Here is a 13,261-nt window from a genome sequence, read left to right as displayed (position 1 = left end):
CGGACTTTGACTCCGTCATGCATAGGTTCAAATCCTATATCCCCAGCCATCTTAATGCGGACGTGGCTCAGCGGTAGAGCATCGCCTTGCCAAGGCGAGGGTCGCGGGTTCGATTCCCGTCGTCCGCTTTGTAATATTCTGGCGCCATAGCCAAGTGGTAAGGCAAAGCTCTGCAAAAGCTTTATTCCCCAGTTCAAATCTGGGTGGCGCCTCCATAATTGAATATGCCGGCGTGGCGGAATGGCAGACGCGCTCGACTCAAAATCGAGTGGGAAACCGTGGAGGTTCGAGTCCTCTCGCCGGTATACTTAAATTGACTTGTAGGATTGCTTCGGCAATTTTACAAGTCTTTTTTATATTTTAAGCAGTTTGTCATAGCTTTGGCTGAAGATATTTTTGCGCTATAGTCCAAGTGCACGTATATGTTGGATGTAGTGGAAAAGTCGCTATGATCCAACCACTCCTGAATCTCCTTCATGCGGATACTATTTGCCAACAAAAGGCTAGCACAACTATGGCGAAGGTCATGATATCGCATACGCCTTAGGTTATTCAGCTTAAGCTCCGCAGAGAAACGTTGAGTGACAGAACCAGGCTTAATCTGTTTTCCCAACTTGTCCAGATAAATATACTCTTGCTATTCCGTGCAGTAGCTTGACTTGCTTTCATCATACCCGCGACCATGAATTCGGAGGTCTCATGCAAAAAATAGTCAGACTAAACACGTAAATAACAAATGGGATTTGAAAAATCTCCTTTTCGTTGGTGTTAATAGGAGTTCCTTGATTTTATATATATTTGATTATTCAGTACAAATTAGACTGAAAAAATAGCCGGTTCTACCAGCTAAAAAATGGAGGCCAATATGCGCTCGACAATGTTGTGTGCCATGTCGCGGTTCCGCGTAGAGGCATTGAGAATGCGAAGACCATAGTAGCTGCTTAGAAACGTTTTTGCCAGTTCCAAAGCGGGTCTCTCGGAAGCAATATCTCCAGACTCGATTCCCTGCTCTATGACGTGGCAGAGAAGCTTTTCTAAAAGCATGACATGACGACCGGGCATTCTTTCGACCATGGAACCCGTTCGCGCACGCTCAAGGTAGCATTTATCATCATGCAGCTTTTTGTTGTCCGAATCCTCGAAATCCTGCTCCACAGCCCATTCCAGCAGCGCACGCAGCCTTTCTTTCGCAGGTATAGAACCTTCTAAAATAGCGGTTTGTTTCTGAATTCCTTGCTCATGATATCGTTGGAGTGCCTGCTCATACAGTTCATGCTTACTGCCAAACGCATTATACAAGCTGCCTCTGCCAAGTCCTGTTCTACTGCATAAGTCCTCAGTTGAGCAGGCTTCATATCCTTTTTGTCAAAAAGCATCCATTGCGGCTTCTAATTCTTCAGGTCTGTTGAATTCGCGAGGTCTCCCGCTTTTCTTCACATTGTCTTCTCCTTTCTTGAAGCTACAGTCGATTGTACCTGACTACTTTAGGAAGATATGCTCATTCTACAAGCCCTCATTTTCATGGACCAACTAAGTGTAGTCATTATGTCAGTATTTTTGCTAGCCGACGAACCCCTTCTTCAATGGTCGCTTCATTCACCTTGGCAAAGCCCAGCACCCATCCTTTCCGATTACTTTCAAAGCAGTATGTGCTAAGAGGGTACATGCGGACCCCTTTTTCAAGGGCTTGCCGGGTTACCGTTTCTTCATCAAATGAGGCTTCAGCTTCAAGAAGTATATGCAGGCCTGTATCTACACCGCTTAATTTGAAGCGTTTATCCAGACCTGTCGTAAGGATCGCTTTTGTCATGGCCTCGTGTCTACGCCGATATATATTGCGCACCCTTCTCATATGTCGCAAGAAATGGCCATGCTCAATAAAATGAGCAAGCGTTAATTGTTCCATAATGGGCAGATGGCGATAGGTTAATTCATGAATGCGGGAAAGCTGGCGGATGGCTTCTTTAGGGCCAACAAGTGCTGATATACGAATACCGGGGGCAATCATTTTGGAAAAGCTCATCATATACAATATGTTTTGCGGTTGCTGGTTATATAACGTTGGAAGAGGGTCGCCCCGATAGCGAAATTCGCTGTCATAATCATCCTCAACAATCCAGAATGAATGTTGCGCGGCCATCTGTAACAATTGCTGCCTGCGCGGTTCAGACAGGATGACTCCTACTGCACATTGGTGACCAGGCGTAACAAAAACAAGTCTGGATTGAGGGTCAACACAATTCACTTGCAGCCCATAAGCATCCACTGGAACAGGAACAGTATTCATACGCCGATAGTTCATTGTCAACCAGGACACAGGAAAGCCGGGATCTTCTATCGATACGATGTCTCCTTCTTGTAAAAGGCCCTGGGCGATCAAATCGAGAGTATGCCGTGCACCTGAGGTTAACAGGATTTGGTCGAGATCCACGTGGATGCCTCGCTCCAATGATAAGTAACGTTGAATCTGCTCGCGTAAGGACACTAGTCCATAGGTGTCACCGTATGCCCAATGGTCCAGGTCTGCTTCGGAGGACGCCTGTATAAAAGATTTGCGCCAATACTTTTTAAATTGATCATCCAAATACGGCTCATGAGGACTAAAATCAATCTCTGCGACTTGTTCCTCGTTGCCTCTGATCCAGTTGTATAAATGGCTTACATCCATATTTATTTTTGGTAGTTCAGGAGTTCCAGGTTGATGGGAGGAGGCTTCTTCTGAGGAATGAGGCGCATACGCCCAATCACTAACTCTTGTACCGCTTCGACGAGATGTTACGGTGTACCCTCGGCTGAATAGCTCCTCATAGACCATCTGAATTGTTGAACGCGAGACTCCCACTAATTGCGCAAGTTCACGGGAAGGAAGCAATAATTCCCCAGGGGGCCATTTCCCGGTTGTAATGTTATGAATCATTTGGTCAAGTAATTGCTGCCAAATTGGCTGTTTATCATCTCGGTTTACGGTCAACATCGGTTTCACCTCGAATACTTCCAATCATGAAGTATGGATTGCCTAAAACATATGTTTTTTAATATGATTAACAATCCATTAGTCCATATACTAACATGATCAAAGTTGCTTTGGCAAACTGTTGCAACGACAGCGGATGAAATGGATTGTTCAGAGTACTCATTTTGGACCGTTTCTTGCCGCTATATCATTGCTACACTTAAAGAGTATTGATGTTTGATGAATGAACATACCAAATGAAAAGGAGTTTTTCATGTGCACATCCATTTTCTCATTCATGAAGTTTTTGAAGGACCAGGCGCTTTTCTCGCATGGGCCGAAGTAAAAGGATATAGTGTTGGCTATTCGAGGGTTTATATTGGTGAGCAGCTTCCTCATTCGGTCGAGGAAATTGATTTATTAATCGTAATGGGTGGACCGCAATCGCCAAGAACAACGCTTGAAATGTGTCCGCATTTTGATGCGGCTTCGGAAATGGCCCTGATTAAGCAATGCGTAGAGTCCAACAAAGCGGTATTAGGCGTGTGCTTGGGGGCCCAACTCATTGGGGAGGCCCTTGGTGCGAGACATGAGCATAGTCCTGAAAAAGAAATTGGCTGCTTTCCTATAACTTTTACGGATGAAGGGAAATGCATAGATCTCTTTTCTCATTTCGGTAATACTAGTGTTGTAGGCCATTGGCATAGTGACATGCCCGGATTAACAGAAGGAAGTCAAATAGTAGCATATAGCGAAGGCTGCCCGAGACAAATTGTAAAATACGAAGAATTTGTATACGGATTTCAATGCCACATGGAGTTCAACCCTGAATTGATTGAGCTTTTGATTGCGCATTCAGAAGAAGAATTGGCCGACAACAAATACAGACGTTATGTTCAGCAACCGGAGAATTTAAGGAAAAATGATTATACCAGCATGAATCATCAGCTATTTGTATTTTTGGATACATTCATGGCTGCATATGTGGAGAAATCGCACTGGAAATAGATCGACACCATGTCAAAGACTTCAGGTCAAACGACAATCAAGAACCACGACTCTTGTTAGCAGAGACAATGGTTCTTTTATTGTCTTTGACCATGATGAATGCTGTCCATCTATGTTTATAAGACCGTGTCTGCCAGTCGATGTATTCCTTCCTCAATGAGTTCCTCGTCTACCTTGGCAAAGCCCAGCACCCATCCTTTACGTTTGCTCTCCAGGCAGTAGGAATGGAGTTGATGCACCTTAACCCCCCTCTGAAGCGCACGAAGGGTCATTGTATCCTCATCAAAACATCCATCAGCCTCCAGTAAGACATGGAGACCTGTTTCAATCCCTCTTAAAGTGAATTTGTCGCCAAGACCGCTTGCAGCAATGGACTTTTGCATGATTTCGTGCCGGCGGCGATAAATATTTCGAACTCGTCGCATATGGCGCATGAAATAGCCGTGCTCTATGAAGTGTGTCAGCGTTACTTGTTCCATGACAGGAAGATGGCGATAGGTAAACGCTTGAATGCAAGCAAGTTGCGCAATTGCCTCCGTAGGCCCGATCACTGCGGATATTCGAATGCCCGGTGCAGTCAATTTTGAGAAGCTCATTAAGTACAGACAATTTTGTGGAAGCTGGCTATACAAGGACGGCACTGGCTCACCGCGGTATCGGAACTCACTGTCATAATCATCTTCAACAATCCATGCCCGTTGTTGTGCAGCTGTATGCAAAAGCTGCTGCCTGCGTGACGCCGATAACATGACACCAACGGCGCATTGATGAGCAGGGGTAACGAAAATAAGCCTGGCTTCAGACGGTACTTTCTCCACGACCAGGCCATATTCATCAACAGGAACCGGAGCAACCTTCATGTGCCTGTATTTCATCGTCATCCACGCCACAGGGTAGCCGGGATCTTCGACCGTAACCGTGTCACCTCGGGTTAAAAGGGCTTGAGCGATGAGGTCAATACTTTGCTGCGCTCCGGATGTCAACAAAATCTGGTTGGTTTGAACGTGAATGCCGCGTTCAAGGGATAAATAACGCTGGATTTGTTTGCGCAGAGGCTCAAATCCAAAGGCATCCCCATAAGACCATGTGGATGTGCTTAATTCGATAGAGGCGTTCAGATAGGATTTGCGCCATGCATTATGAAAGTGTGAATCCAGATAAGGCTGATAGGGACTAAAGTCAATGACTGAATTCGGATGATCCTTGCTTCTGAACCATTTCTGTGATTGACCGATGAGATGGGGCATTGCAGGGAGTTGTGGGGGAATACGAGAAGCAGATTCTTCTGTTGGTTTGCCCGCCATGTGACGCCAGTCATTCACGCGTGTCCCCCCGCGACGCGAGGTCACTGTATATCCGCGAGTAAGCAGTTCTTCATATACAATTTGTATCGTTGATCGAGAAACGTTTAGCTGTTTAGCAAGTTCACGAGAAGGAGGCAGGACTTCATCAGGCTTCCACACGCCATTTGTAATCTGATCTATAGCCTGGTCAAGCAATTGCTGCCATATGGGCCTTGTGCTGGTGCGGTCTATTTTCATAAATGCGTATCCTGCCTTTCTGGAATAAATAGGAATATATCATCATTTTGGACTGCTGAAATGCATGTGTTTTGGATAGATATAACCAATCCATCTGCTGATATACTAACATAAAGTTCTTTGATTCCACAATAGAATACGAACGTGTCCATTACAGTGGAGAAAACGAACAGGAAGAGGGGGAGACCATGAGTTCTTTAGTCCAAGAGAACCTTCAAACCGTAAGGGAACAAATGAAATTAGCTTGTCAAGTCTCAGGTCGTCAAATCGAAGATGTGAAATTGTTATTGGCGACCAAAACCGTTCCCATTGAAAAATTGGAAATGGCTATGCAAGCTGGCGAAACATTATTCGGTGAGAATAAAGCACAAGAACTGCGGGGCAAGTTCCCGCTCATGCAGCAATACGAACAGGTGGAATGGCATTTCATTGGACATTTGCAAACAAACAAAGTAAAGGATGTTGTTAAATATGTCACGCTCATTCATTCTGTAGACCGTCTGAAGCTGGGACAGGCGTTGCATAACCAGCTTCTCAAAGAGAATAAAACGATGGATATATTGGTGCAAATCAATACTTCCTATGAAACAAGCAAATTTGGCGCTTCACCTGAATCCGCCATAGAGTTGGTGGAGCAGTTGTCCCGGTACGTAACGTTAAACATAAAAGGCTTGATGACAATTGGGAAGCTGGGGGCTACAAACGACGAGACTCGCCACTGCTTCCAGCTATTAAAGTCTATTCAAGCACAAGTGAAAGAGAAAGATATCCCGCGGGTAGAAATGGACGTCCTTTCAATGGGCATGTCTGGAGATTTCAAGGTAGCCATTGAAGAAGGGGCCACGATCATTCGTGTAGGGACAAGTGTATTCGGCCAACGGTATTTGCCAGACGAATATTATTGGAATGAGAACGTAAAGCATGATGACTAGAGACTTTGTGTAAGAGCCTATAACCGCATCGGGATGAAAATCCAATCCTGACCTTAAATTTCCAATCCTTAATCTACAGATAAATGGGCATTCCCTCGTGTATTTGGATAGTGCTGCTTCCAGACAAAAGCCCATTAATGCTTTCTCAGTTGGAAGTCATGCTTCGACATTTGGCGGCTCACCATTAGCCACTTCAGCTGGCATAGCTACATTGGAAGTGTTGCCCGAGGAAAGACTTTTTAAGTACGCTGAACAGATGGGCCAATCCATTGTGGCAAAGCTGTCCGCCTTGTTAAAAAAACGATGTTGGAGTATAGGCTATACGTGGTATGGGATTGTTAATTGGTATTGAATTTAACGGACCAGTTTATATTAGACCATTTGGAAGCAGGCTTGCCTGTTAAAGGGCCGGGGGATTTATCTCTTGCTTATCTCAAGGTTGTGGCTGAAGTCAAAGCTATTTTTTGAAAGAAAGAAAGAACAGAGACTTGTCATTCGGTAGGTTCAGTTTTTTAATTTACAGGAGAAGAGGTTGAATAAGCATGATACCGATGAAAGGCAGGAAGGATCAGAAGTCAAGACAGACCTATGAAGAGGCACTATCCTTTATTCCAGGTGGTGTAAATAGCCCTGTACGAGCATTCTCATCTGTTGGATTAACACCGGTAGTATTGAAAAAAGGATATGGCTCCCATGTAACAGATATCGATGGGAACGAATTCATTGATTATATTGGATCATGGGGACCATTGATTTTGGGCCATGCTCACGCAAGTGTAGTAGAAGCGATACAGAGCACAGCACTGAAAGGAACCAGTCTGGGTTTAACAACGGAGATCGAAATCAAGATGGCCAAAATCATATGCGAGAGTATTCCGTCTGTTGAAATGGTTCGGATGGTCAATTCCGGTACAGAAGCAACGATGAGCGCTTTACGACTAGCCAAGGGGGTTACCAAAAGAAATTTAATTGTAAAATTTAGCGGGGGGTATCACGGACATGCAGATGAATTACTGGCTGATTCCGGTTCAGGGATACTCACATTAGGGATACAGGGTCGTACTTCAAGAGATCCTCACCATGTGGAAAGGAATACACTTTCTCTCCCTTATAATGACTTGGATTATGTATTTCGCACATTTGAGAAATATGGTAAAGACATTGCGGCCATTATTGTCGAGCCTATAGCAGGAAACATGGGTGTCGTTCCTCCAAAGCCCGGATTTTTAAAAGGACTGCGCGAGGTGACGCAGCAATTTGGAAGCTTGCTTATTTTTGATGAGATAATGACAGGCTTCCGAGTCGGGCTGCAAGGAGCTCAGGGCTTGTATGGCATTACACCGGATATTACGTGCCTTGGCAAAGTGATTGGCGGCGGACTTCCGGTCGGCGCTTATGGAGGGAGACGTGAAATCATGGAATATGTTGCCCCTGTCGGTCCTGTATATCAAGCAGGGACACTTTCCGGCAATTCTATTGCTATGGCTGCAGGTTACACCACGTTGAAACTTTTATCACAGCCTGGTGTGTATGATGAACTGGAAAGAAAAGCATCTTTGCTGGAGGAAGGTTTTTTGAAAAACGCTGAGAAAATAGGGATTTCATTGAAGGTTAACCGAGTAGGATCTATGCTTTGTTCATACTTTTCCGATGGCGAAGTCGTCGATTTTGAAACCGTTAATTCATCTAATCTGCAATTATTTAAATCTTATTATGCAGCTTTACTAAATCAGGGCATTTTGGCAGCTCCCAGTCCATATGAGGCTCTTTTTGTATCTGCTGCACATTCTGATAGGGATATTGAAAATACAATCAACGGTCACTATGAAGCGTTGAAACAAATTTGTGATATTAGTGATAAATGGTTATATACGTAGAGCTGTTTAAAATAGTCATTTTGTAAAAACTTTTGGATGGTTTGAGTATGACAGTTATGGATGTTTATAAACAATCCAATTGTTAGTATGCTTATGTAGAACTTTTGATCCGTTGATGAATTGAACTGATTATAGCAAATTGCATACAGATAAGCAGGAGGCATGAAAAATGAGCACAGGTACTGAGCGTGTAAAAAGAGGTATGGCGGAAATGCAAAAGGGTGGCGTTATTATGGATGTTATGAATGCCGAGCAAGCAAAAATCGCCGAGGCTGCAGGTGCTACGGCAGTAATGGCTTTAGAGCGTGTCCCGTCTGACATTCGTGCAGCTGGAGGGGTAGCTCGTATGGCTGATCCTTCAATTGTAGAAGAGGTTATGAAGGTTGTCACCATTCCTGTTATGGCCAAAGCTCGAATCGGGCATTATGTTGAAGCGAAAGTGCTGGAATCTCTGGGTGTGGACTATCTGGATGAAAGTGAAGTGCTTACGCCTGCCGATGAGGTATTTCATATTAACAAAAGAGACTTCACGGTCCCATTCGTGTGTGGAGCCAAAGACTTGGGTGAAGCGTTGCGTCGAATTGGCGAAGGCGCATCAATGATTCGTACAAAAGGTGAACCGGGTACTGGTAATATTGTGGAAGCTGTTCGTCATATGAGATTGATTAATAGTCAGATTCGAAAAATTCAAAATATGTCGAAGGACGAGTTGTATGCCGAAGCCAAAAACTTGGGCGTTCCTTATGAACTTTTAGTTGAGGTGCATGAGAATGGTAAGCTGCCTGTAGTTAACTTCGCGGCCGGGGGCGTAGCGACTCCGTCTGATGCGGCTCTAATGATGCACTTGGGTGCTGACGGTGTATTTGTGGGCTCTGGTATTTTCAAATCCGAAAGTCCAGAGAAATTTGCACGTGCCATTGTGGAAGCGACCACGCAGTACACAAACTACAATCTCATTGCCGAGGCCTCCAAAAATTTGGGTAAACCGATGAAGGGAATAGAGATTTCCAGGCTGTCTCCGCAAGACCGAATGCAGGATCGCGGATGGTAAGATAAGAGAACACATAGATGAAGATTGGAGTGTTGGCACTTCAAGGTGCAGTTATCGAGCATATACGTAGTCTTGAGCAAGCGGGTCGGGAAGGGGTTTTAGTCAAACAGGTTGATCAGTTGGAAGAACTGGATGGCAGCTCAACAGGATAATCTATTGGTTACTTCATTTCAACCAGAATTAACTAGCGATAAATCTCTACACTCGTATTTTATTGAGATGGTACAACTAAAAATAACTCTTTTTGAAACCTAAAGGAGAGAAGTAGGCTGGAAATCACTTATAAGAATCATAAAGGTGTAAGCGTTGAGGATGTGATCCGGGTATTTAGAACAAGTGGGATTGTTCGTCCAATTGATCAACCTGAAAGAATCGAATTGATGATCAATCATGCGGATGTACTCCTGTCAGCATGGTGTGGAGATAAGATGATTGGCGTAGCTCGTGCGCTGACAGATTGGAGTTTCTGCTGCTATTTATCAGATTTGGCTATTGATCAAGATTATCAAAAATGCGGAGTGGGACGGAAGCTTATCTCCAAGGTACAGGAAGAAATCGGGAAAGAGGTTACTTTAATTTTATTAGCCGCACCAAGTGCAATGACGTACTATCCTAAAGTGGGCTTTGACAAGATCAATAACGGATTTATGATCAAAGGCAAGAAATAATATATGATTTTTTGAAGTGAAGGGAAGAGGCTCATGAAAAATTTGGTTCACCAAGACAAATTAATAGCTGATGCTGTCCGACAAGAGCTTGCAAGGCAACAGAATAAAATAGAGTTGATTGCATCTGAAAATTTTGTTAGCCAAGCCGTCATGGAGGCGACAGGTACAGTATTGGCCAATAAGTACGCCGAAGGATATCCAGCGAAAAGATATTATGGTGGGTGTGAATACGTTGATTTGGTGGAGGAACTTGCTATTCATCGTGCCAAGGAGCTTTTTGGTGCCGATCATGTCAACGTACAGCCTCATTCTGGCGCGCAGGCAAATATGGCTGTTTATTTTGCTTCAATTAAGCCTGGCGACACCATTCTAGGCATGAATCTATCTCATGGTGGACATCTTACGCATGGAAGTCCAGTGAATTTTTCTGGAGAAATGTATAACTTTGTTTCTTATGGTGTCGATCAACAAACGGGGCGGATTGATTTTGATCAAGTGCGAAAACTCGCTCACAAGCATCTTCCACGCATGATTGTAGTAGGAGCAAGTGCCTATCCAAGAATGATTGAATTTGAGTTGTTCGCCCAAATTGCTGATGAAGTTGGAGCACTTGTTTTTGTAGATATGGCACATATTGCTGGAATTGTTGCGGCAGGCTTACATCCTAACCCGATACCCTATGCCCACTTTGTTACAACAACAACGCATAAAACATTGAGAGGACCAAGAGGGGGACTGATTATGTGCCGAGAATCTTGGGCGCAAGCGGTTGATAAAGCCGTGTTCCCTGGAACACAAGGCGGTCCGTTTATGCATGTCATTGCAGCAAAGGCAGTTGCGCTAGGGGAGGCAATGCAACCGGATTTTGTAACCTATATAAAAAAAGTTCTTAAAAACGCCAATGTGTTGGCGGAATCATTAATAAATGAAGGGTTATCTGTTGTTACAGGAGGAACGGATAATCATATTGTACTGGTTGATTTGCGTACAATTGGAATGACAGGCCAAGAGGCTCAAACAATACTTGACGAACTGGGAATCACCGCTAACAAAAATGCTATTCCTTACGATACTGCTAGTCCGCTAGTAACGAGTGGCATCCGTTTCGGCACTCCTGCCATGACATCTAGGGGATTAGGCTGTATGGAAATGAAAGAAATTGCCCGGCTTATTGGACTCGCCTTAAAAAATCCCAAGAACTCGACGATTAAAAAACAGATTTTAGGAACAATACGAGAGATCACTTCTCAATTTCCTTTATACGATGGACTTTAGAGGGCTGAGGATTTGAGGAGAAGAACTGTCGAATTTGTATCGACAGTTCTTTTCATTATAAGCATGGATGCGCTTGACGCAGCTATTCTGTCAGCTAAGGATATTACGCTTCTTATCAATAATGCAGGCACGTCTACAGGCATTTCTTTGCTTGATGGAAATATCGATAAAATACACTTGGAGTTTAATACACACGTCTTTGGTACATTATCCATGGTTCGTGCTTTTGCACCTATTATTGCAAAAAAATGGCGGGGGTTAAATTCTGAATATTCTTTCCGTATTATCTTGGATTAGTATGGGAAGTGGAGGCGCGTATACGGCTGCAAAGGCGGCAGAGTGGGGAATGACAAACGCACTGCGCTTAATCTGTATCCTCAAAAAGTGAGGGTAGCTAGCTTGCATGTGGGATTTATAGACACAGACATGACGGCAGGCATTGAAGCTCCCAAATCCAATCCTGCGAATATTGCAAAATTGGCCATCGATGGTTTAGAGTCCGATAGTTTTGAAATTATTGCCGGCGGTGTTGCCGCGATATACCCACAGCTAACCTAAGATGATTTTACGAATTTCTTCTCTCCGATTTTTAGAGCCTGCCTAATTCAGGGTTCAAAATTTCTGAGGCGAGCCTCAACACTCAACATAACTTCCCTACATATAACACATTACCGATAGAGAATTCTCTTAGAAGCTGAATCCATTTCATAATACCCTCAGTAGCTTTAATCAAAAGTACATATAGATCAAAATGGTTTAGTTTGTTTATATGTACTATACATTTCGTTGGCTTATCATTTATGAAATTGATTCAAGCTAACATTGAAACCATCCGAAAAAAAGTACAGTACCTGAAATTTATGCAAGACAGATAAGGAAATTGCAGAATCTCTAGGGAGTTATTATATTTATGTTTTAGAGAAATGTAATTTGACGGGTTCTCTAACTATATAGTAGGATATTGGTACTGAAAAAACGTTTATAGTTTTATTTGGTGTAAAGAAATGAGGGATAAAGTATGAAGGAAAGGATTTTAGAAGCTTTTGTGGAGGAGGCACATGATAGTGGTTTGAAATTTACCATGGATGATCTTGCGAAAAGACTCGCTATTAGTAAGCGTACCTTATATGAGCATTTTTCATCCAAAACACTCATTTTAGAAACGCTTATAGAACGTACAAATAATGATATGATTCGAAAAACCGAGCAAATTGTCGGAAACGACCAATTAACTTTGCTAGAGAAGATTAAGCAGTCGATCAGGGTCATACCGCAATTTAATGATTTTTATGATTTACGAATCCTGGATCAAATGAAAAAATATTATCCTGAGCATTGGAAAAGGGTTCATACCGATTTGAATGATTGGCACCAGATCAGAACATTAATCCAGCAGGGCATCCAGGAAGGGATTATTGTAAATAAAAACGAAGCTCTCATCATGAGACTTATTATTGATTCTATAAATTTAACGCTTGATCAGCGATTTTTTCTGGATAACAGCGTGACGGTAGAGGATGCTATTTATTCTATTGTAGATATATTGTTATTTGGACTGGTCGAAAAATAGAAAATGGTCTCAACAATATGTTACATATTTGAAGAGGTCATTTTTTTTATAAGAAAACTAATAAAACAATTTAAGTTTTATTATTTTCGAAGATACGATAAGCAAATTTAAGAAATGATAAATAAAAAAAGCTACACAGGAAAAGGAAGGATTGAAACATGTCTATGCTGACACGAAATCGAGGAGCTATGCTGTTACTGATGCTTAACATCTTTTTGGCATTCATGGGAATTGGATTGGTTGTTCCCGTATTACCTAAATTTATAAGCGAGCTGGGAATGAATGGTTCCTCGATGGGACTGATGGTCGCGGCTTTTGCCCTGACACAACTTTTATTATCACCATTGGCGGGCAAGTGGTCTGATCGTTATGGGCGTAAAAAAATG

General features: G+C 43.0%; 14 protein-coding genes, 3 tRNA genes and 2 pseudogenes. 15 read left to right on the top strand and 4 right to left on the bottom strand.

From position 1 onward, the window contains the following. Positions 1 to 56 precede the first annotated feature (56 nt). The 3 genes from C1I60_RS01690 (at position 57) to C1I60_RS01680 (ending at position 305) form a co-directional block, all read left to right on the top strand. Positions 57 to 128, top strand: a tRNA-Gly gene (locus C1I60_RS01690). Between the two features lie 12 nt (positions 129 to 140). Further along, a tRNA-Cys gene (locus C1I60_RS01685) sits at positions 141 to 215 on the top strand. An 11-nt stretch (positions 216 to 226) separates the two neighbouring features. Next, positions 227 to 305 (top strand) — tRNA-Leu (locus C1I60_RS01680). 35 nt (positions 306 to 340) lie between these two features. Here C1I60_RS01680 and C1I60_RS01675 read toward each other — a convergent pair. The 3 genes and pseudogenes from C1I60_RS01675 to pdxR (C1I60_RS01665) form a co-directional block, all read right to left on the bottom strand. Then, positions 341 to 622 (bottom strand): tyrosine-type recombinase/integrase, encoded by a 282-nt coding sequence (locus C1I60_RS01675; RefSeq protein ID WP_289306498.1) that lies wholly within the window; start codon positions 620 to 622, stop codon positions 341 to 343. A 224-nt stretch (positions 623 to 846) separates the two neighbouring features. After that, positions 847 to 1,353 (bottom strand): annotated as a pseudogene (locus C1I60_RS01670) (TetR/AcrR family transcriptional regulator); the annotation flags it as partial. A gap of 190 nt (positions 1,354 to 1,543) precedes the next feature. Beyond that, complete coding sequence (gene pdxR, locus C1I60_RS01665) at positions 1,544 to 2,974, bottom strand: MocR-like pyridoxine biosynthesis transcription factor PdxR (protein ID WP_137060208.1); 1,431 nt, start codon at positions 2,972 to 2,974, stop codon at positions 1,544 to 1,546. A gap of 255 nt (positions 2,975 to 3,229) precedes the next feature. On the opposite strand from pdxR (C1I60_RS01665), the gene C1I60_RS01660 reads away from it, so the two are divergent. Beyond that, entirely contained in the window at positions 3,230 to 3,961 is a 732-nt protein-coding gene (locus C1I60_RS01660; protein WP_137060207.1) for a glutamine amidotransferase-related protein, read from the top strand. Between the two features lie 116 nt (positions 3,962 to 4,077). Here the strand turns inward: C1I60_RS01660 and pdxR (C1I60_RS01655) are convergent, their stop codons facing one another. Next, a complete protein-coding gene (pdxR, locus tag C1I60_RS01655; RefSeq protein ID WP_137060206.1) occupies positions 4,078 to 5,502 on the bottom strand; it encodes a MocR-like pyridoxine biosynthesis transcription factor PdxR in 1,425 nt (474 codons plus the stop codon). A 188-nt stretch (positions 5,503 to 5,690) separates the two neighbouring features. Between pdxR (C1I60_RS01655) and C1I60_RS01650 the strand changes: the two genes are divergently transcribed. From C1I60_RS01650 to C1I60_RS25080, 11 genes and pseudogenes are all read left to right on the top strand, one after another. Next, positions 5,691 to 6,434 carry a YggS family pyridoxal phosphate-dependent enzyme gene (locus C1I60_RS01650; RefSeq protein ID WP_137060205.1) on the top strand — a complete coding sequence of 248 codons (744 nt, stop codon included), beginning with the start codon at positions 5,691 to 5,693 and terminating at the stop codon, positions 6,432 to 6,434. 97 nt (positions 6,435 to 6,531) lie between these two features. Continuing rightward, positions 6,532 to 6,786 carry an aminotransferase class III-fold pyridoxal phosphate-dependent enzyme gene (locus C1I60_RS26255; RefSeq protein ID WP_170970718.1) on the top strand — a complete coding sequence of 85 codons (255 nt, stop codon included), beginning with the start codon at positions 6,532 to 6,534 and terminating at the stop codon, positions 6,784 to 6,786. A gap of 190 nt (positions 6,787 to 6,976) precedes the next feature. Continuing rightward, positions 6,977 to 8,311, top strand: a complete 1,335-nt coding sequence (gene hemL, locus C1I60_RS01640; RefSeq protein ID WP_137060204.1) for a glutamate-1-semialdehyde 2,1-aminomutase — start codon at positions 6,977 to 6,979, stop codon at positions 8,309 to 8,311. A 169-nt stretch (positions 8,312 to 8,480) separates the two neighbouring features. Continuing rightward, entirely contained in the window at positions 8,481 to 9,362 is an 882-nt protein-coding gene (gene pdxS / locus C1I60_RS01635; protein WP_137060203.1) for a pyridoxal 5'-phosphate synthase lyase subunit PdxS, read from the top strand. Positions 9,363 to 9,379: 17 nt separating this feature from the next. Next, a pseudogene (locus C1I60_RS01630) lies at positions 9,380 to 9,499 on the top strand (pyridoxal 5'-phosphate synthase glutaminase subunit PdxT); the annotation flags it as partial. 177 nt (positions 9,500 to 9,676) lie between these two features. After that, positions 9,677 to 10,030, top strand: a complete 354-nt coding sequence (locus C1I60_RS01620; protein WP_342415426.1) for a GNAT family N-acetyltransferase — start codon at positions 9,677 to 9,679, stop codon at positions 10,028 to 10,030. A 33-nt stretch (positions 10,031 to 10,063) separates the two neighbouring features. Then, complete coding sequence (gene glyA, locus C1I60_RS01615) at positions 10,064 to 11,305, top strand: serine hydroxymethyltransferase (RefSeq protein WP_137060199.1); 1,242 nt, start codon at positions 10,064 to 10,066, stop codon at positions 11,303 to 11,305. A 63-nt stretch (positions 11,306 to 11,368) separates the two neighbouring features. Then, on the top strand, positions 11,369 to 11,602 hold the full coding sequence (locus tag C1I60_RS25085; RefSeq protein ID WP_252361511.1) for a Rossmann-fold NAD(P)-binding domain-containing protein: 234 nt from the start codon (positions 11,369 to 11,371) through the stop codon (positions 11,600 to 11,602). A gap of 129 nt (positions 11,603 to 11,731) precedes the next feature. After that, on the top strand, positions 11,732 to 11,863 hold the full coding sequence (locus tag C1I60_RS26095) for a hypothetical protein (protein ID WP_289306497.1): 132 nt from the start codon (positions 11,732 to 11,734) through the stop codon (positions 11,861 to 11,863). 460 nt (positions 11,864 to 12,323) lie between these two features. Next, complete coding sequence (locus C1I60_RS01605; protein WP_137060198.1) at positions 12,324 to 12,875, top strand: TetR/AcrR family transcriptional regulator; 552 nt, start codon at positions 12,324 to 12,326, stop codon at positions 12,873 to 12,875. A gap of 158 nt (positions 12,876 to 13,033) precedes the next feature. Next, positions 13,034 to 13,261, top strand: a 228-nt coding sequence (locus C1I60_RS25080) for an MFS transporter (protein ID WP_252361510.1), incomplete at its 3' end; no start/stop codon positions are given.

Origin of the sequence: Paenibacillus terrae (genome assembly GCF_005217525.1) — a bacterium.
GTDB classification, from domain to species: Bacteria; Bacillota; Bacilli; order Paenibacillales; family Paenibacillaceae; genus Paenibacillus; species Paenibacillus terrae_C.
This window is presented reverse-complemented; position numbering and strand designations above follow the sequence as displayed.